This is a genomic window from Peteryoungia aggregata LMG 23059, from assembly GCF_030814435.1.
GTDB classification, from domain to species: Bacteria; Pseudomonadota; Alphaproteobacteria; order Rhizobiales; family Rhizobiaceae; genus Allorhizobium; species Allorhizobium aggregatum.
Genome location: NZ_JAUSUW010000012.1, coordinates 74,499 through 92,825, shown reverse-complemented (window position 1 = coordinate 92,825; position 18,327 = coordinate 74,499). Strand labels below are relative to the sequence as shown.

The following is an 18,327-nucleotide window of genomic DNA, read 5'->3' as shown; positions in this document are numbered from 1 at the left end:
TTCCTGTTGTATCGATATGATAATTTTAATGTTTTGGATCCATTCTGGTACGCGTTCAAGGAACCGTACCAGGAAGCGTGAATGGGTGCCGCCGGAATCGTCTCTGACCCCATGGGCCAGAGCGACCAGAAGACGACAGGCTATACCGACCGATTGACCGGCCTCGGCAACCGCCATCGCCTGGGCGATAAGGTGCGCCAGCTTGCAGCCGATCGTGCCTCCGATCCGGCTCCCTTCACCGTCGGCATCGTCAATCTCGATGGCTTCAAGCCGATCAACGACCTGTTCGGCCAGGCCGCCGGCGACGAAATCCTCTGCCAGGTCGCCCATCGTCTCAAGGCCTGCGTTCCTGACGGTGCGACCGTCACCCGCCACGACGGCGACGAATTCGCCATCGTCCTGCCGTTGGTCTTCGAGCGTATCGGCGCCGAGCGCGCCGGTCAGCTGATCAAGGACGTGCTGTCCGCCCCTTACGATCTCGGCGACCGCAATGTGCGCCTCTCCGCCTCCCTCGGCTTTGCCGTCTATCCCTTCGCAGGCGAAGATTTCGAGGAGCTGATGAAGAGCGCCGAAACCGCGCTCTACCGCTCCAAGCGTCGCGGCCGTGGCCAGATCACCGTCTACTCCCGCGAAATCGCCCAGGAGATGAAGCAGGCAACGCAGCTCGAACAGGCGCTGCGCAATGCCATCATCAACGACACCGTCGATGTGCATTTCCAGCCAATCGTGCGCCTGCGCGACAACCGCGTCGTCGGCTTCGAGGCGCTCGCTCGCTGGATCGATCCTGATCTGGGTTTCGTCTCGCCTGCGGTCTTCGTGCCGCTCGCCGAAGAGCGCGGCTTCATCGATACGCTGTCTGAAACGCTGCTGCGCAAGGCTGCCGAAGCGACGCTCGCCTGGCCGCGCGACCTCTTCCTGTCCTTCAACCTCTCCTCGGTCCAGCTGATGGACCTCAGGACGTCGTTCAACACGCTCTCGATCCTCAACAGCGTCGGCTTCGATCCGCGCCGCCTTGAGATGGAAATCACCGAAACGGCGGTGATGTCCTCGGCCGATACGGCGCGCCGCATCATTAAGGAACTGAAGGACGCCGGCATCCGCATTTCACTGGATGATTTCGGCACCGGCCAGTCGAGCCTCGGCCGCCTGCGCGATTTCACCTTCGACAAGGTGAAGATCGACCGCGCCTTCGTCTCGGCGATCACTACGGATCGAACCTCCGAGCACATCATCAAGGCGATCGTCAGCATGTGCGAGGGCCTTGATCTTGAAGTCGTGGCCGAAGGCATCGAGACGGAGGCCGAAGCCCAGAAGCTGCGCGAACTCGGTTGCGGCATGGGGCAGGGCTATCACTTCGGCAAGCCGGTCGATGCTGCCGCCACCCTGCGCTACCTCGCCGAAAACCATCACGATTTCGCGCTCGTCGACCGCGCCTCCGCCTGATCCTCTTGTTCCTTAGGTCTGCTTTAGCAGCCAGTCGCGCACCCGCGTGGCCGCCGCGCTGAGCTCGCGCGACCTCGGCCAGACGACATGAAAGGCCTGGCCGGTGCGCAGCGCATGTCCGCCCACTTCCACCAGCTGCCCCTGTTCTACCAGCCGCTCGACGAGATGCCGCCAGCCGAGCGAAATGCCCTGGCCAGCCAGCACCGCCTGGATCACGAGTACATAGTCGTTGATCGCCAGCCGCCGCCCGGTTGGCCGATAGTCGATGCCAGCCGAGGCAAACCATTCCGGCCAGCTGCAGGCCTGGCGCACCGGCTCTTCCAGCCAGATCAACCTGTGTTTCGCGATCGCCTCGGGACTGTCCGGCAATCCGTTCGCCTCGACAAAGGCGGGGCTCGCGACTGCCGTCACGATCTCAGGCGCCAGTTCCGCCGAATGGTAATGCGGCCAGTCCTGCGGGTTGCCACCGCGCACCCCGAGCGGAATGTCCTCCTCGTCGAGATCGAGATCGCGCACGCTGGTCTGGATCCTGAGATCGATGTCGGGCAGGTCATCTCTGAGTGCTGAAAGGCGCGGCAGCATCCACATCGAGGCAAAGGCCGTGGATGCCGCAAGGGTCACATTCACTTCGCGGCCCTTCATCCGGATTTCCTCCGCCGCCCGGCCGATCCGCGACAGCCCGGCCGAGACATCGGCATGAAAACGCTCGCCGACCTCCGTCAACCGCGCCGCCCGATGCTGCCGCTCGAAGAGCTGTGTGCCGAGCTGCTGTTCCAGCCCGCGAATGGCATAGGAGACGGCCACCTGCGACATGCCGAGTTCTTCCGCTGCCCGGGTGAAGTTCTCATGCCGCCCGGCCGCTTCGAAGATCACCAGCGCATTGGCCGAGGGAATGAGGCTGCGAAACGTTGTCATAAGTTGAGCTTATCGCATCTCCAGAAATTTTCCAGCATCACAGCCGGTTTGCCCTGAACTACCGTGCGACAGAACGAGGGGAAGCGTCATGGACCAGGCACTTGCGGAAAACCCGGGCACACGCAGGCAGCGATCGGCCCGCAGGGGAGGAGCGATCGTTTCGCCTCTTGTCGTGCCCTACATCCGGCGCAACATCCCGACCTATGACATTTTGTCGGAAGAAAACCTCGAGCGCATAGAGGCGGTGGCGGATCGCATCCTCGCCGAAATCGGCATCGAATTTCGTGACGACCCGGCAGCCCTCGAACTCTGGCGCAAGGCGGGTGCCGAGATCGCGGGTCTGCGCGTGCGTTTCCCGAAGGGCATGCTGCGCGAAATCCTGAGCTCGGCCCCGGCAACCTTCACCCAGCATGCCCGCAATCCCGCAAACAATGTCGAGATCGGCGGCAATGCGGTCGTCTTCTCGCCGGCCTATGGCTCGCCCTTCGTCATGGACCTCGACAAGGGCCGCCGCTACGGCACGATCGATGACTTCCGCAATCTGATCAAGCTTGCCCAGTCATCGCCCTGGCTGCACCATTCCGGCGGCACGATCTGCGAACCGGTCGATGTGCCCGTCAACAAGCGCCACCTCGACATGGTCTACAGCCACATCAAATATTCCGACCGCGCCTTCATGGGCTCGGTGACCGCAGAGGAGCGCGCCGAGGAATCGATACAGATGGCGCGCATCCTCTTCGGTACTGATTTCGTTGACCGGAACTGCGTCATCCTCGGCAATGTCAACGTCAACTCGCCGCTCGTCTGGGACGGCACCATGACAAAGGCCCTGCGCGCCTATGCGCGGGCCAATCAGGCGGCCGTCATCGTGCCCTTCATCCTCGGCGGTGCCATGGGCCCGGTCACCAATGCCGGCGCCATTGCCCAGTCGCTGGCCGAAACCATGGCCGGCTGTGCGCTCACCCAACTGGAGCGCCGCGGCGCACCCGTCATCTTCGGCAACTTTCTCTCCTCGATGTCGCTGCGCTCCGGTTCGCCGACCTTCGGCACGCCGGAGCCGGCGATCGGCTCCATGGTCATCGGCCAGCTTGCCCGCCGGCTGAAACTGCCGCTGCGCTGTGCCGGCAATTTTTCGAATTCCAAACTGCCCGATGCCCAGGCCATGCAGGAAGGTGTCATGTCGATGATGTCGGCCGTGCATTGCGGCGCGAACTTCATCCTGCATTCGGCCGGCTTCGTCGATGGACTGTTGGCCATGTCCTACGAGAAGTTCGTCATGGACGCGGACTTCTGTGGTGCTCTGCATTCCTACCTGGCCGGTGTCGTGGTCGATGACAACACGCTGGCCATGGATGCCTTCGAAGAGGTCGGTCCGGGCAACCACTTCCTCGGCTCCGCTCACACCATGCGCAACTACCAGACCGCCTTCTGGGACTCTTCCCTCTCAGACAACGAGCCCTTCGAGAAATGGTCGGAAGCCGGCTCCACCGACATGGCGACGCGCGCCAATGCCCGCTGGAAGAAGACGCTCGCCGAATACGAAGCGCCGCCTTTGGACATCGCCATCGACGAGGCACTTCTGGATTATGTCGAGAGAACGAAACGCGCCAAGCCGGACGCCTGGTATTGAGAGACGACAAGCCCATGGGACACCCCCCTCTGTCACTGCGTGACATCTCCCCCACAAGGGGGGAGAGCGGAGCGCCGCGTTTGCCGATCCCTTTCCAACGCCAGCGGGGTCCGGTAGGCCGGCGGCTCAGCCAGTCTCCCCCCGTGTGGGGGAGATGGCCGGCAGGCCAGAGGGGGGTGTGCCCCCTATGCGATGGCCCTGCCCTTGAGGGGGAGATGCCCGGCAGTGCAGAGGGGGGTAACGTTCATGCTTGACCGCCCCAAGGACCCACTCCTTCAGCCGTTCCAGCTGAAGCACCTGACGCTGAAGAACCGCATTATGTCGACGGCGCATGAGCCGGCCTATTCGGAAGCCGGCATGCCGACCGAGCGCTACCGGCTCTATCACGTCGAAAAGGCAAAGGGCGGCATCGCGCTCACCATGACGGCGGGATCAGCGAGCGTCAGTCGCGACAGCCCGCCAGCCTTTGGCAACCTCTTGGCCTGGAAGGACGAGATCGTCCCGCATCTCAAGCGCCTGACCGACGACTGTCACGAGCATGGCTGCGCCGTGATGATCCAGCTCACCCATCTCGGCCGACGCACCAATTGGAACAAGGGGGACTGGCTGCCGGTGTTGGCGCCTTCCCCGATCCGCGAACCGGCCCACCGCCATTTTCCAAAGGAGATCGAGGACTGGGACATCGAGCGCATCGTCGAGGACTATGCGACAGCCGCCGCCCGCATGCAGGAAGCTGGCCTCGATGGAATCGAATTCGAGGCTTACGGCCACCTGATGGACAGCTTCTGGTCGCCCGCCACCAACAGGCGCGAGGATGAGTTCGGCGGCTCGCTCGACAACCGCATGCGCTTTTCAAACCTGGTGATATCAGCCGTCAGAAAGGCCGTCGGCCCCGATTTCATCGTCGGCATCCGCATGGTCGCCGAAGAGGATTGGGACAAGGGCTTGAGCCGCGACGAGGGCGTCGAGATCGCCAAGCGTTTCGCCGGCGGCGGCAAGGTCGACTTCCTCAACATTATCAGGGGCCATATCGAGCACGACGCCTCCCTCAACAACGTCATCCCGATCCAGGGCATGGCGGCCTCGCCGCACCTCGATTTCGCGGGTGAAGTACGCGCGGCGACCAAGTTTCCGGTCTTCCACGCCGCCCGCATCGCCGATGTCGCGACCGCCCGCCATGCAATCGCCGAGGGCAAGCTCGACATGGTCGGTATGACGCGTGCCCATATCGCCGATCCGCATATCGTCAAAAAGATCATCGAGGGCCGTGAACACCAGATCCGCCCCTGCGTCGGGGCCACCTATTGTCTCGACCGCATCTATGAAGGCGGCGAAGCACTCTGCATCCACAATGCCGCGACAAGCCGGGAAGCCCTGATCCCGCATGACCTGCCCAAGGCCGGGAAATCCCGCAAGGCCATCGTCGTCGGGGCAGGGCCGGCAGGCCTCGAAGCCGCGCGCGTGCTCGCCGAACGCGGCCATCAGGTCGAGGTGCTGGAAGCCTCGAGCCGCGCCGGCGGCCAGGTAAACCTGCTCACCCGCAATCCCCGCCGCAAGGAAATGGTCGGCATCGTCGACTGGCGTCTGGCCGAACTCGACCGGCTTGGTGTTGCAATCCACTACGACACCTATGCCGGTGTCGACGACGTCCTTGCCTTCGAGCCTGATCTGGTCGTGATCGCCACCGGTGGCATTGCTCAGTCTCCTGAAATGGAGACGGGCGATGATCTCGTCACATCAAGCTGGGACATCCTCGCCGGCAGCGTGAAGCCGGAAGGTCCAGTCCTACTCTTCGACGACAATGGCGGCCATCCCGGCATGAGTGCTGCGGAAGTGATCGCCCATGCCGGCGCCGAGCTGGAAGTCGTCTCGCCGGAACGCTTCTTCGCGCCTGAAATGGGCGGAATGAACCATGTGCCCTATGCGAAGACGTTTGCTGAAAAGAATGTCCGGGTGACAATCAATACGCGGCTGGTTGCCGTCCGCCGCGAGGGCAACGGCCTGGTCGCGACCCTGGGCTCGGACTTTGCCGAGACCCGCGTGGAGCGCCGTGTGGCACAGGTGGTCGTGGAGCATGGCACCATGGCCAATGCCGATCTCTACCTGGAGCTCAAGCCGCTCTCGCGCAATCGCGGTGCAGTCGATTATCCCGCCCTGATCGCCCGCCGCGATCCGCTGCCGGTAAAGGACGAGACGGCAGCTTTCGACCTCCTGCGCATCGGCGATGCCGTCGAAAGCCGCAATATCCACGCAGCGATCTATGACGCCCTGAGGTATTGCAGCCTCCTTTGATCGCAAAAAAAGGCGGCGCCGAAGCGCCGCCCGTCAGGACCTTGAGCACGTGGCTCGTTCCGGGATTAGTCGTTATCCGTCGACGAGGTGGTTGTGCCGTCGGTCGGGGTCATGCCCGTGGTGTCGGCATCAGCGGCCTGATCGTCAAGGGTCCGGAATTCCGGAGCATTGCGCAGGCTTTCCGCCGTCTCGGTCGTCGACAGGCGGACCTCGGCCTCCGCGACCTGTTCGGCCGTCGTCGCCGCACCGGTGGTACCGGTCGCGTCGGCCTCGTCCGTTTCACGGCTGATGGTGATGTTTTCGAACGGAATCGCCACGTTCTTCTCGCCGATGCCAAGGAAGCCGCCGACACCGACCACGGCCGCAACGATGCCGCCATCCTGCTCGACGAGCAGGTCATTGATGTCACCGATCGACTGGTCGTTGGCTGTGTAGATGGACTGACCCATGAAGTCGCTCACCGAGATGTGGTTCTCTGCCTGCTCTGTCAGATAGGTGGCATTTCCGGAGGCCGCACCGGTCGTGTCCTGGGCGGTCGAGCTCATGGTGCCCGTTGCGCCGCTGTTGGCGTCAGGGCTCATGGTGCCGGAAGGGGCGACGCCCGTGCCTGCATCCTGGGCGATAGCGAGCGGCGCAATCGCGGTGGAACCGAGCAGCATGGCTGCGGCGATCGTTGTGAAGGACTTGTTCATGATGGACCTACCTTTCCTCTGAGATGGTCTGTGAAGGACGTCGTCCGGCTTTTGATGGGATGGGACGGCGTCGGTTCGAGAGGAAAATGTCTTTCGGCAGGGATCGTTCCGACCGGCATGACCGGTTTATTTCGGCGTCAGGGCGGGAACTTTTTCCCGTCTGCAAGGTTTGCCGGCCCCGTCTCGGGGGCCGGTTTTCGCCGTGTTTGATGTGCGATCCTAGAGCTTGAACAAGGGCTCCGGCTTGCCACGGACGGTCACGCCGAGATCGAAGGTGACACCGGCCAGCGCATCGACCGCACGCTCCTCGTCGGTCAATCCTTCCCAGCAGGATGTGACGGCGAGGCGATCGAAGGCCTTGCCGTAGAAGGCCGGGCAGGTCGGGCGTCGCATCGGTACGGTATAGCGCTCGATATGCCGACCGTCGGGGGCGTAGCGGTCAACGGCCCCGCCATCCCAGTTCGCGTTCCAGATCGTGCCGTCGAGATCGACGACCGACCCGTCGATCACGCTCTGCCGTGCAGACTGGTCGATGAAGACGGTCGGCGTCGAAACCGGAAGTCCGGTCTGCGGGTCAAGGTCCACCCGCATCATGTGGTTGACCTTCGAATCGTTGAAGTAACCGACGGAGCCATCTGGGGAGAAGCAGATCCCGTTCGGGATGCTGACGCCCTCGAAGAGCTTCGTCACGGTCGTTCCGGCGACATGATAGATTGCGCCGGCACCGGTTTCGGCCGTCCGGCTCATCGTGCCGATCCACAGCGCTCCGCTCGGATGCATGCGACCGTCGTTCGAGCGGTTCTGCGGCTTGTCCTCGATCGCGGCATAGGGCGAAAGCGTGCCCGTTGCACTGTCGCGCAGAAACAGGCCCTTGTCTGAGGCGATCAGCTGGCGCTTGTCGTCGATGACGGCGAGCACACTACCGAGAAAGGGCAGGGCATGTTGTGTCAGGTGGCCACCCTCAGGGTCCAGTTCGCACAGCGTCTTTCCGAGAATATCGAACCAGTAGAGCGAGCCCGTGAATGGATCACAGGCTGGACCTTCCCCCAGTAACATCTGCTCCGCCGTCAAAACCTTACCCTTGAAGCTCTCAGTCTGGGTCACCTCTGTCCTCCTTCTCTATGGATGCGGCACCCTGCGATACGACGAAGGTCGCAGACAGGGGTTTACGGTAAAATTTATGGGGTATCTGGACCCTGCAAGCTTTACAAGTCTATGCTTCCTCAACCTAAGGGGACAGATTCGGCTCGTTGATCGCCGTTCGGTCTTCCTGACTCTTTCCCTTTTGCAGGCCCGATGAAAGTGTGTCGACACGGCTTCGCAGATATTGGCTTTATGGCGGGTATCATAGCGCATTCCACCGACGACCAATGGTAGGTGTTACAGCAATTGACCAATGCGTCTTGGACAACTTCCCCGAAGATCATGACCGGTGACACGATACGGACGTTTGTGTGATGACGAACCAGGACATGGCCGCCGCTGCCCGGGTCGAGGAACTGATCGCTGATGTGAAGGGTTTCAAGACTCAGTTCGACGTCTTCCGCTTCATGAAGCGCGTGACGGAGCTGTTCGGCGCACGTGCCTTCATGGTACTCAACATGCCCAGCTCGACCGCTCATGATCTCGGCAGCAGCTCGATCATCACCAATTGGCCATCCGAACTGCTGACCGAATTCGATCAGGTCGCACTCCTGTCTGGAAGTCCCGTGCTGGCGCATCTGCGTCGGTCCTCCGTGCCGCTGCGGTTCGATATCGAGGACGTCGCGCTGCAGCGTGATCCACGCACGGGTGAGATTTCCAAGGCCCTCTTCAGTCGTTTCCGAATGAACCGGGGCGCCTATTTTCCCGTGCACGACGCCACGGGTGCGCGCGGCGCCGTCTCCTTCATCGGCGACAGGGAGCCCTTCACCGCTATGGAGATGCTGGAACTCTCCTATCTCGCCGTGCATGTGTTCAACCGGCTCGCCGAGATCCGCGAGATGGACAGCCGCAACAGCGACATGCTGACCGAGCGGGAGCTGGACTGCCTGAACTGGACTGCTGCAGGCAAGACAAGTGTCGAGATCGCCGAGATCCTGACGCTGTCCGAGCACACGATCAACCACTACCTCAACCGCGCGACAAAGAAGCTGGACGCCGTGAACCGGACCCAGGCGGTTGCCAAGGCCCTCCGGCTCGGCTTGATAAAGTAAGGGTAAAGGCTGGTGCATTTTTGTGCGCTGAGCCTTCGGGTCGCCTAGTTTCCCGGCATCGTGCAGCACTTCGTCAGACCTTTTTTCAGCAAGCGTACCGCTCTTCCCGACCTGTTGCAGTGAATTTCGATCTGGCACGCTTCCTGCATTTCCTGGAGCAGTCCAGAGGGGACTTTGCATGACGCCCGTCTACGGGTGCAGCCAGACAAGCCGCCACGGGGGTGCTCTCCGTCGGCGGCTTGTCTGTTTTTGCTGCAATGGTCGCACCCCCGCTTTTGCATTTGCTGTTGGCGAAGTCGTCCCGCTCCATTATCTCAGTCCGCAAGAGTGCAAGTCCGAGCGGAAAGAAGAACGATATGGCCGAATTGTCGCGCGACAGGGTGGTTGAGGCGCTGAAGGGGATCCGGGGGCCGGATCTCGACGGTAACATCGTCGATCGCGGCATGGTCTCCGATGTCTTCATCTCCGATGGCAAGGTCTATTTCTCCATCAATGTGCCGGCTGAGCGCGCCCAGGAGCTTGAACCATTGCGTCAGGCGGCCGAACGAACGGTCAAGGCTCTGCCCGGCGTCAAGGGTGCTGTGGTCAGCCTCACCGCAGAACGCAAGCAGGGCTCCGCTCCGCCGCCGCGTCCACAGCCTTCCGCGCCGTCCCAGGGGCACGGCCACGCACACAGCCATGGTCCTGCACCGAGCGGCCCGCAGCGGTCGAAGGCCGGTGTTCCCGGCATCGGCGCAATCATTGCGGTCGCCTCCGGCAAGGGCGGTGTCGGCAAGTCGACAACTGCGGTCAATCTGGCTCTGGCACTCATGGCGAACGGCTTGCGCGTCGGTATCCTCGACGCGGATGTCTACGGCCCCTCCATGCCCCGTCTCCTCGGGATCACCGGTCGCCCGCAGCAGATCGAAAACCGGATCATCGTGCCGATGGAAAATTACGGCATGAAGGTCATGTCGATGGGCTTCCTGGTCGATGAGGGCACGGCGATGATCTGGCGCGGCCCGATGGTTCAATCGGCGCTCATGCAGATGCTGCGCGAAGTCGCCTGGGGTGATCTCGACGTGCTGGTTGTCGACATGCCGCCGGGCACCGGCGATGCGCAGCTCACCATGGCCCAGCAGGTGCCTCTGTCAGGCGCCGTCATCGTCTCCACACCGCAGGACCTTGCCCTGATCGACGCCCGCAAGGGGTTGAACATGTTCAACAAGGTCGAGGTGCCCGTGCTCGGCATCGTCGAGAACATGAGCTATTTCATCGCTCCCGATACGGGCAATCGCTACGATATCTTCGGTCATGGCGGCGCAAAGGCGGAGGCCGAAAAGATCGGCGTGCCCTTCCTCGGCGAAGTGCCGCTGACGATCTCCATCCGGGAGACCTCGGACGCCGGAACGCCTGTGGTGGTCAGCGAGCCCGATGGGCCGCAGGCGAAGATTTATCGCGACATCGCGACAAAGGTCTGGGAACAGGTCAAGGCCCGTTCCGGTCGCGCAGCCCCGTCGATCGTCTTCGAGTGATGTCCGTCCGGAGGATCTCTCCGTTCAGGCATGCAAGCGACGCATTGCTGTGCTGCAACAATTGCTTTGGCATTCACTTCGGGACTATGATTGTGTCCGGAGCTCAAACCGCGCGGCGTGCCATGAAGGTGACCAGTCCTTGATAAGGGCCTATCGACGAGACGGAAGTGCCGAGGTCATCGGCACCGAGCCGCAAACCAGCCAATTCCCCGAAGACATTGTCTGGATCGACCTGATCAAGCCGAGCCGTGATGAAGAGCAGTTCGTCGAGAGCTGCATCGGCATTCAGCTTCCGACACCTGAGGAACTGAAGGACATCGAACCATCAAGTCGCCTCTATGTCGAAAACGAGGCGATCTACATGACGGCCTCGCTGATCTACCGCGCCGATTCCAGCCATCCGCTGCTGACGGATGTCGCCTTCATCCTCTATCGCGGTCGCCTGATCACCATCCGCTATGCCGAGCCGAAGGCCTTCGCGCTGTTCAGCGCCAACCTTCTGCGCCTCAATGGCCAGTGTGATACGGGTGCCAAGCTGCTCGGTCATCTCCTGGAGACCGTAGTCGACCGGACGGCGGAAATCCTCGAGACAGTGGTCTCGCGCCTCGATTCGCTGTCGATCACCATCTTCGTCAACCGCAAGGCGGCCAAACGTCGGCCGCCGCGTTTCCTTGAGGACAAGCTGCTCGATATTGCCAGCCATCATCAGCTGATCAGCAAGCTGCGCGACAGTCTCGTGTCGTTGTCGCGCCTCGTCATATTCCTCCAGTCTCAGCCGGTTGTTCGGCGAGAGGAAGAGGCCGCCGAACTCTGTATCATCGTCGCGCGTGACATCCAGTCGCTCGGCGAACATACCGCCTTTGTCGGCAACAACATCACCTTCATGCTTGATGCCTCGCTCGGCCTGATCAATGTCGAGCAGAATGCCATCATCAAAATCTTCTCGATTGCTTCGGTGGTCTTCCTGCCCCCGACCCTTGTCGCGTCGATATACGGCATGAACTTTCAATTCATGCCGGAACTCGGATGGACAATCGGATATCCGCTGGCGCTCGTCGCCATGCTCTTGTCCGCGATCATCCCCTTCTTGTTTTTCCGTTGGAAAGGCTGGCTCTGAAGAGCCTGGAACCCCATGCAACAGATCGATCACCAGCCGGTGGCTGGCCCGAAGGATGCACGCAGTCTATTTCTTCTCGCGCTCGGCTCGGTCGGCGTCGTCTATGGCGACATCGGCACCAGCCCGCTCTATGCCTTTCGCGAGGCGCTGAAGCCGATCGGCGTCGATGGCATCACCCGCGTCGAGATCATTGGCCTCATCTCCTTGATGATCTGGTCCCTGACGATCATCGTGACGCTGAAATACGTCCTCTTCCTGCTGCGCGCCGATAATGACGGCGAAGGCGGCACGCTGTCGCTGCTGGCGCTTCTGTCGAAAACCGCCAACGGCCACGGCCCGATCCTGATGGCGCTCGGCCTCATCGGTGCGGCGCTCTTTCTCGGCGATTCCATGATCACACCGGCCTTGTCGGTGTTATCTGCCGTCGAAGGCCTGAAGCTGGTCGCGCCCGACATGGCCGATTTCATCGTGCCGATTTCGCTTGCCATCCTGATCGGGCTCTTTGCCGTGCAGTCGCGCGGCACGGGGGCCATGGCCCGCTTCTTCGGTCCGATCACGGCCCTCTGGTTCCTCGTCATGGCCGCCGGCGGCATCATCCACATCTTCGACGACCTCGGCATTTTTGCGGCCTTCAATCCCTGGTACGCCGCGACCTTCCTTTGGCGCGAGGGGTTTCTCGGCATCGTCGTCCTCGGTGCCGTCTTCCTAACCGTCACCGGCGCTGAAGCCCTCTATGCCGATCTCGGACATTTTGGTCGCAAGCCGATCCAGCTTGCCTGGTTCTTCCTGATCTTCCCGGCGCTCGTCTTGAATTATCTCGGCCAGGGCGCGCTGGTGCTCAGCAATCCCTCGACGGCCTCCGATCCCTTCTACCTGATGTTTCCGTCCTGGGCGCTGCTCCCTGTCGTTATCCTCGCGACGTTTGCGACGATCATCGCCAGCCAGGCGGTCATCACCGGCGCCTTCTCGCTGGTGCGCCAGGCCATCCATCTCGGCTTCCTGCCGCGCATGCAGATCCTCTTCACCTCGGAAACCCAGAGCGGCCAGATCTATCTGCCCTCGGTCAATACGCTGCTGCTTGTCGGCGTGCTGACGCTTGTGCTGCTCTTCGAAAGTTCGGAAGCGCTTGCCACCGCCTATGGCATCTCGGTCACCGGCGCGATGGTCGTCACGACCATCATGGCCTTCGAATTCGTCCGCAAGAAGTGGAACTGGAGCCTGCCGCTGGCTGTCGCCGTGCTCGCCCCGCTCCTCGTGCTTGAACTGGTCTTCCTCGGCGCGAACCTTTTGAAGATCCACGACGGCGGCTATGTGCCCGTGCTCTTCGCCGCCGCCTTCACCATCGTCATGTGGACCTGGCGTCGTGGCACCGCGATCATCTTCCAGAAGACCCGGCGCGATGACGTGCCGCTCGAAACTTTCATTGCGATGGTCGAGAAGAAGGGGGAGCACGCCCCGGCCCGTGTGGCCGGCACGGCGATTTTCCTCACCAGCGATCCGACAAGGGCGCCGGCGGCACTGATGCACAACCTGAAGCACAACCATGTCATCCACGAGCGCAATATCATCCTGACCATCCGCACGCTTGGACGCCCAAGGGTGGCCGAGGAGGACCGGTTCGCGGTGGAGGAGCTGTCGGAGCGTTTCTCCCGCGTCGAGATCCGCTTCGGCTTCATGGAAACGCAGAACGTCTCGAAGACCCTGGCAAGCCTGCGCCGTGGCGGCCTGAAGTTCGACATCATGTCGACTTCCTTCTATCTCGGCCGCCGCAAGCTGGTCGCGGGTGCCGGCATGGGCATGCCGCATTGGCAGGACCGGCTCTATATCGTGCTTGCCGAAGCCGCAGCCGACCCATCGGATTACTTCCGCCTGCCGGCAAACCGGGTGATCGAACTCGGCTCGCACGTCATCATCTGAACGGCGTGGCCGCCCGCGCATGCTTCAAGACCGTCGGCATGTCCGGCGGTCTTGTCTTTTGCGAAACGCTGCTCCCGAAGCTGTGATCCGGCATTAACCAAGCATCAAGGTTAACGAGAGATATTCCTCTAATGTAATCCTGTTTGGGTTCGAAACGTCGAACCCGTGTCAGCGTGTGTTGGAGTGTGACCTTGCGTCTCAAGTTTCGTCCTTCGAAGAAGGTCCTCTCCCGACTGGAGAACTGGACCTCTCCCCTGGTCTTCGGCCTCGCGTCCTGGCTGATTTTCCCATCCGTCGCTGCCCAGGCCGACATGGCCGGTCTCTTGACCGGTCTCGATCGCGGCGCCAGCAACTGGCGCATGGTGATGACGTCCACGCCCGCCGGTTCGATCCACGAGGCCAATCTCGCCTTTTCCGAGGGCGAGGCTTCCGAGGCGCTTTCCGGTGGCGCAGGCCTCATCCTCCCCGACGGTCGCCGCATCGCCTTTGACGGCGGCAAGGCGGATCCGAGTTCACTGCCGGACGAAATGCGCGTCACCCGCGACCAGAAGAAGGGCAGGGTGGCTGTCGTCGAACCCATGCTGCCGCCGCGCGCCTTCTCGGCGGGATCAATCCTGCAACGGACAAGCTCGCTGATGGAGCCGGCGCTGAAGGTGCCATCCGTCTTTGCCCGCGAAGAAGACAAGGCCAAGCCTGTGGAACTCGCAAGCTTCTACTTCAAGCGCGAGAAGCCCCCGGTCGATCCCTCCCTGCCGAGCATGATCGCTGATCTCGTCACCAATCCCGTGCCGGACGTGCTGGCAACCGCCTATGCGCCGCCAGCCCCTGACTACGCCACGGTATCGCCCTTCGACAGCATTCTGACGGACAAGCAGGAAGACCAGGGCCGCTTCATTCCCGACATCGGGCCGAAGGATCACGCCTGGGCTGCAACCCCGCTGCCGGCCAGCGTCTTCTCGGACAAGGAGCAGAAGTGCCTGGCGGAAGGGATCTACTTCGAGGCCCGCGGCGAATCGGTGAAAGGTCAGGCAGCCGTCGCTCAGGTCATCCTCAACCGGGTGCGCAACCCGCATTATCCTGACTCCATCTGCGGCGTCGTCTACCAGAACGAGGACTGGCGCAACCGCTGCCAGTTCTCCTTCGCCTGCGACCGTATCCCCGATATCATCGCCTCGCCGCGCCACTGGAAGATCGCCAAGGAGATCGCCATGGCCGTCACCGCCGGCAAGATCTGGTTCAAGGACGTGGGCTCGGCGACCCACTACCACGCAACCTATGTCAGCCCCGCCTGGGGGCCGACGATGAAGCGAGTAGAGAAGATCGGCAAACACATCTTCTACCGCACCTATGGCGGCGGCTGGAGCTGAGATTGCTTTAGCGCAGCCGATTCAGCCAGTTGCTGAGCAAAGGCACGATCAGGAATGAGCCGAGATAGGTCAGCGGAACGCTGACGAAGATGTAGAGCATCGGCGTCAGATTGCCCTCCGGCCCGAAGGCGAAGGCTGCCTGCACGCCGATCATCCAGCCGGCGACAATGCTGATCAGGATGCGAAGAAGGAAGCGTGCCATGGTTCTCTCGTTGAGGGCTGTCGGGGAGAGCCTCCCATGGTCATAAGCCCTTCCGCAATCTCTTCGCCACGGCCCACCAGGTTCCCTGGTGACGCGAGACGCACTTCTCCGTGAATGTGGCAGATTCTGGCCCGAGCTTGCGGCCAATTGACCGGATTTGTCGTCCGTCATCTGCGTTGATTCCGCATCTTGGACTTAAGTCTATGATTTTTCGGGGTTAATTTGTGGTGAAACTTGGCGCTGTCATGCCTTGACTATGCAGGGGCTCAAAATTATGGTGCGCCCGACTTCAAAGCGGGCCAGAAGGGTTTCTATCTCGCCGTTTCTGCATTCAAATCGGGCGCGTGAATGGCCCTTGAGACAGGCAACGGGCGGAGAGAGCCATGACGGACCACCGGGAAGAAGATCTGGAAGAGCGCCGTAGACGGCTGGCCACGGAACTCGCGGAGCGGGATGCCAAGGTCAAGGACGGGGAGCGAGCCGAGATCAACGCTGATCAGACCCGCAAGGGTTACGGAATGGCGATGAAGATCTCGAGTGAATTCATCTCCGCCATCATCGTCGGTGCAATCCTGGGCTATCTTTTCGACTACTTTGTGGGTACGGGGCCTTGGGGCATGATTGTCATGCTGCTGATCGGTTTCTGCGCCGGCGTGTTGAACGTCATGCGCGTCGTCGGGATCGTGGCCTCGCCGCATCCGGCCGATCGCAGGATGGACTTTAGAGACAAGGGCGACGGCCGCTGACGCGCCAGCCTGAATGAGAATAGACCGCCTCGGCGGCGAAAGCGAAAGAGCAGAACGTGGCAAACGATCCTACTCATCAGTTCCTGGTCCAGAAGATTGTCCCGATTGAAATCGGCGGAATTGATTTCTCGTTCACCAACGCTTCGCTGTTCATGGTTGCGACCGTCGCCGCCGCATCGAGCTTCCTCTACTTGTCGACCTCGAATCGCGGCCTGATCCCGACCCGGATGCAGTCGGTCGCCGAGATGGCCTATGAGTTCATCGCCTCGATGCTGCGCGAAGGTGCTGGCTCCAAGGGCATGCACTTCTTCCCGATGGTCTTCTCGCTGTTCATGTTCGTCCTGACGGCGAATCTGCTCGGCATGTTCCCCTACTTCTTCACGATCACCAGCCAGATCATCGTCACCTTTGCGCTGGCCCTGTTCGTCATCCTCACGGTTCTGATCTACGGCTTCTACAAGCACGGTCTGCACTTCCTCTCGATCTTTGCGCCATCAGGCGTTCCGGGCGCGCTTCTGCCGCTCGTGTCGACGATTGAGGTCGTGTCCTTCCTGTCCCGCCCGATCAGCCTTTCAGTCCGTCTTTTCGCCAACATGCTGGCCGGTCACATCACGCTCAAGGTCTTCGCGGGCTTCGTCGTGTCGATGAGTGCTGCCGGTGCCGTCGGCGTCGCGGGCTCCATCCTGCCCCTCATCATGACGGTCGCCATGACCGCTCTCGAGTTTCTCGTTGCCTTCCTGCAGGCCTACGTCTTCGCGGTACTAACTTGCATGTACCTGAACGACGCCGTGCATGGTGGTCACTGAGAATAAAGTCGCTGGCCCCGGCCACCCGGGCGTCAAAAACAGCCGCAACAACCCATTCGAAGGAGTATCCATATGGAAGCGGAAGCAGCAAAGTACATCGGCGCGGGTCTCGCATGCCTCGGCATGGCTGGTACGTCTCTCGCTCTCGGCCGTATCTTCGGTGACTACCTGACCGGCGCACTGCGCAACCCGTCGGCTGCTGACAGCCAGTTCGGCCGTCTGGTATTCGGCTTCGCCGTTACGGAAGCTCTGGGCATCTTCTCGCTGCTCATCGCTCTCCTTCTCCTGTTCGCCGTCTAATAACGGCTGGAGTTTGGGATCACGGCGCGCCGACGAGGCAGCCGTGATCTCGCGCATTTGAGCATACACCTGGAGGTGAGCATGTTTGTGACCCCCGCCTATGCCGAGGAAAAGCCGGCAGAAGGCCAGCTTCACACGGAAACCGGCGTTGCCCACGACGCGGGCCACGGCGGCGGCGTGTTCCCGCCGTTCGATTTCTCGACCTATCCGTCGCAGCTTCTGTGGCTGGTGATCACGTTCGGCGTGTTCTACATGCTCATGCAGAAGGTCATCGTTCCGCGCGTCGGCGGCATTCTTGAGAACCGCCACGACCGCATCGCCCAGGATCTCGACGAGGCTGCTCGTCTGAAGTCTGAAGCTGATGCTGCCATCGAAACCTATGAGCGCGAATTGACGGCTGCCAAGGCGAAAGCCGGCCAGATCGCTTCTGCTGCTCGTGATGCATCCAAGGCCAAGGCCGATGCGGAGCGCGCAGCCATCGAGACGGAACTGTCCGCCAAGATCGCTGCTGCCGAAAGCCGGATCGCCGATATCAAGGCCCGTGCCTTCGCTGAAGTCGACACGATTGCCATCGACACCGTCGGTACCATCGTCGAAGAACTGATCGGCACCAAGTCGACCGCAGCCGACATCAAGGCCGCCGTCTCCGGCGTCGCCAAGCAGGGAGCGTAAGCATCATGGACGCTTCATTTTTTGCACTCGTTGCCCTCGTTCTGTTCTTCGTCCTGCTCGCCTACCTGAAGGTACCGGGCATGATGGCGAAGGCTCTCGACGAGCGCGCCGACAAGATCCGTGACGAACTTGCCGAAGCCAAGCGCCTGCGCGAAGAGGCACAGCATCTGCTGGCCGAATACCAGCGTAAGCGCAAGGAAGCCGAAGCCGAGGCCGCTGCGATCGTCGCGGCTGCCGAACGCGAGGCCGCTGCCCTGACTGCAGAAGCCAAGCAGAAGACCGAGGAGTTTGTGGCTCGCCGCAACGCTCTGTCCGAGCAGAAGATCAAGCAGGCCGAGACCGAAGCCGTGAACGCCGTTCGTGCGGCCGCCGTCGACCTCGCGATTGCTGCTGCCGAAAAGGTGCTGGCGAAGAAGGCCGATGAGGCTGTTCAGCAGACACTGTTCAAGGCCTCTGTTGCTGACGTAAAGTCGCGGCTGAACTGAGTTCGGCGCGATCGCCCACGAGGCAGTCTGATTT

17 protein-coding genes are annotated in these 18,327 nt (G+C 61.7%); 13 read left to right on the top strand and 4 right to left on the bottom strand.

Features of this window, described 5'->3' with window-relative positions; all coding sequences use genetic code 11:
• Window positions 1–81: 81 nt before the first annotated feature.
• Window positions 82–1,443, top strand: coding sequence for a putative bifunctional diguanylate cyclase/phosphodiesterase (locus J2045_RS18620; RefSeq protein ID WP_307375604.1), 1,362 nt, complete (start codon window positions 82–84; stop codon window positions 1,441–1,443).
• A 12-nt stretch (window positions 1,444–1,455) separates the two neighbouring features.
• Here J2045_RS18620 and J2045_RS18615 read toward each other — a convergent pair whose 3' ends face one another.
• Window positions 1,456–2,358, bottom strand: a complete 903-nt coding sequence (locus tag J2045_RS18615) for a LysR substrate-binding domain-containing protein (RefSeq protein ID WP_307375602.1) — start codon at window positions 2,356–2,358, stop codon at window positions 1,456–1,458.
• Window positions 2,359–2,446: 88 nt separating this feature from the next.
• On the opposite strand from J2045_RS18615, the gene J2045_RS18610 reads away from it, so the two are divergent.
• Window positions 2,447–3,988 carry a trimethylamine methyltransferase family protein gene (locus J2045_RS18610; protein ID WP_307375600.1) on the top strand — a complete coding sequence of 514 codons (1,542 nt, stop codon included), beginning with the start codon at window positions 2,447–2,449 and terminating at the stop codon, window positions 3,986–3,988.
• 246 nt (window positions 3,989–4,234) lie between these two features.
• Window positions 4,235–6,280 (top strand): NADH:flavin oxidoreductase, encoded by a 2,046-nt coding sequence (locus J2045_RS18605; RefSeq protein ID WP_307375598.1) that lies wholly within the window; start codon window positions 4,235–4,237, stop codon window positions 6,278–6,280.
• 65 nt (window positions 6,281–6,345) lie between these two features.
• On the opposite strand, the gene J2045_RS18600 is transcribed toward J2045_RS18605, so the two are convergent.
• On the bottom strand, window positions 6,346–6,972 hold the full coding sequence (locus J2045_RS18600; RefSeq protein ID WP_307375597.1) for a PRC-barrel domain-containing protein: 627 nt from the start codon (window positions 6,970–6,972) through the stop codon (window positions 6,346–6,348).
• Window positions 6,973–7,191: 219 nt separating this feature from the next.
• Window positions 7,192–8,028, bottom strand: a complete 837-nt coding sequence (locus J2045_RS18595; protein WP_307375691.1) for an SMP-30/gluconolactonase/LRE family protein — start codon at window positions 8,026–8,028, stop codon at window positions 7,192–7,194.
• Between the two features lie 401 nt (window positions 8,029–8,429).
• Between J2045_RS18595 and J2045_RS18590 the strand changes: the two genes are divergently transcribed.
• From J2045_RS18590 to J2045_RS18570, 5 genes are all read left to right on the top strand, one after another.
• The gene (locus J2045_RS18590; RefSeq protein WP_307375594.1) at window positions 8,430–9,167 is read left to right on the top strand and encodes a helix-turn-helix transcriptional regulator; all 738 of its coding nucleotides are present in this window, start codon (window positions 8,430–8,432) and stop codon (window positions 9,165–9,167) included.
• 356 nt (window positions 9,168–9,523) lie between these two features.
• Window positions 9,524–10,681, top strand: coding sequence for an iron-sulfur cluster carrier protein ApbC (gene apbC, locus J2045_RS18585; RefSeq protein ID WP_307375592.1), 1,158 nt, complete (start codon window positions 9,524–9,526; stop codon window positions 10,679–10,681).
• 139 nt (window positions 10,682–10,820) lie between these two features.
• Complete coding sequence (locus J2045_RS18580) at window positions 10,821–11,798, top strand: magnesium transporter CorA family protein (RefSeq protein ID WP_370873171.1); 978 nt, start codon at window positions 10,821–10,823, stop codon at window positions 11,796–11,798.
• A 15-nt stretch (window positions 11,799–11,813) separates the two neighbouring features.
• The gene (locus J2045_RS18575) at window positions 11,814–13,715 is read left to right on the top strand and encodes a potassium transporter Kup (protein WP_307375590.1); all 1,902 of its coding nucleotides are present in this window, start codon (window positions 11,814–11,816) and stop codon (window positions 13,713–13,715) included.
• 191 nt (window positions 13,716–13,906) lie between these two features.
• Window positions 13,907–15,082 (top strand): cell wall hydrolase, encoded by a 1,176-nt coding sequence (locus J2045_RS18570; protein ID WP_307375588.1) that lies wholly within the window; start codon window positions 13,907–13,909, stop codon window positions 15,080–15,082.
• Between the two features lie 7 nt (window positions 15,083–15,089).
• Here J2045_RS18570 and J2045_RS18565 read toward each other — a convergent pair whose 3' ends face one another.
• Window positions 15,090–15,284: a hypothetical protein gene (locus tag J2045_RS18565; RefSeq protein WP_307375586.1), complete on the bottom strand. Its 195-nt coding sequence runs from the start codon at window positions 15,282–15,284 to the stop codon at window positions 15,090–15,092.
• Window positions 15,285–15,667: 383 nt separating this feature from the next.
• Here J2045_RS18565 and J2045_RS18560 point away from each other — a divergent pair, with 383 nt between their 5' ends.
• The 5 genes from J2045_RS18560 (at window position 15,668) to J2045_RS18540 (ending at window position 18,293) form a co-directional block, all read left to right on the top strand.
• Complete coding sequence (locus tag J2045_RS18560; protein WP_307375584.1) at window positions 15,668–16,030, top strand: AtpZ/AtpI family protein; 363 nt, start codon at window positions 15,668–15,670, stop codon at window positions 16,028–16,030.
• Window positions 16,031–16,086: 56 nt separating this feature from the next.
• Window positions 16,087–16,836, top strand: a complete 750-nt coding sequence (locus J2045_RS18555) for a F0F1 ATP synthase subunit A (RefSeq protein WP_307375581.1) — start codon at window positions 16,087–16,089, stop codon at window positions 16,834–16,836.
• Between the two features lie 72 nt (window positions 16,837–16,908).
• On the top strand, window positions 16,909–17,136 hold the full coding sequence (locus tag J2045_RS18550; RefSeq protein WP_006726635.1) for a F0F1 ATP synthase subunit C: 228 nt from the start codon (window positions 16,909–16,911) through the stop codon (window positions 17,134–17,136).
• Window positions 17,137–17,217: 81 nt separating this feature from the next.
• Window positions 17,218–17,808, top strand: coding sequence for a F0F1 ATP synthase subunit B (locus J2045_RS18545; RefSeq protein WP_166601930.1), 591 nt, complete (start codon window positions 17,218–17,220; stop codon window positions 17,806–17,808).
• A gap of 5 nt (window positions 17,809–17,813) precedes the next feature.
• Window positions 17,814–18,293, top strand: coding sequence for a F0F1 ATP synthase subunit B (locus J2045_RS18540; protein ID WP_307375575.1), 480 nt, complete (start codon window positions 17,814–17,816; stop codon window positions 18,291–18,293).
• Window positions 18,294–18,327 lie beyond the last annotated feature (34 nt).

Bases quoted from the DNA above. Each gene is read 5' to 3' on its own strand.
- J2045_RS18620 (WP_307375604.1), top strand. From the start codon at position 82: ATGGGTGCCGCCGGAATCGTCTCTGACCCCATGGGCCAGAGCGACCAG.
- J2045_RS18615 (WP_307375602.1), bottom strand. From the start codon at position 2,358: ATGACAACGTTTCGCAGCCTCATTCCCTCGGCCAATGCGCTGGTGATC.
- J2045_RS18610 (WP_307375600.1), top strand. From the start codon at position 2,447: ATGGACCAGGCACTTGCGGAAAACCCGGGCACACGCAGGCAGCGATCG.
- J2045_RS18605 (WP_307375598.1), top strand. From the start codon at position 4,235: ATGCTTGACCGCCCCAAGGACCCACTCCTTCAGCCGTTCCAGCTGAAG.
- J2045_RS18600 (WP_307375597.1), bottom strand. From the start codon at position 6,972: ATGAACAAGTCCTTCACAACGATCGCCGCAGCCATGCTGCTCGGTTCC.
- J2045_RS18595 (WP_307375691.1), bottom strand. From the start codon at position 8,028: ATGTTACTGGGGGAAGGTCCAGCCTGTGATCCATTCACGGGCTCGCTC.
- J2045_RS18590 (WP_307375594.1), top strand. From the start codon at position 8,430: ATGACGAACCAGGACATGGCCGCCGCTGCCCGGGTCGAGGAACTGATC.
- apbC (WP_307375592.1), top strand. From the start codon at position 9,524: ATGGCCGAATTGTCGCGCGACAGGGTGGTTGAGGCGCTGAAGGGGATC.
- J2045_RS18575 (WP_307375590.1), top strand. From the start codon at position 11,814: ATGCAACAGATCGATCACCAGCCGGTGGCTGGCCCGAAGGATGCACGC.
- J2045_RS18565 (WP_307375586.1), bottom strand. From the start codon at position 15,284: ATGGCACGCTTCCTTCTTCGCATCCTGATCAGCATTGTCGCCGGCTGG.
- J2045_RS18560 (WP_307375584.1), top strand. From the start codon at position 15,668: ATGACGGACCACCGGGAAGAAGATCTGGAAGAGCGCCGTAGACGGCTG.
- J2045_RS18550 (WP_006726635.1), top strand. From the start codon at position 16,909: ATGGAAGCGGAAGCAGCAAAGTACATCGGCGCGGGTCTCGCATGCCTC.
- J2045_RS18545 (WP_166601930.1), top strand. From the start codon at position 17,218: ATGTTTGTGACCCCCGCCTATGCCGAGGAAAAGCCGGCAGAAGGCCAG.
- J2045_RS18540 (WP_307375575.1), top strand. From the start codon at position 17,814: ATGGACGCTTCATTTTTTGCACTCGTTGCCCTCGTTCTGTTCTTCGTC.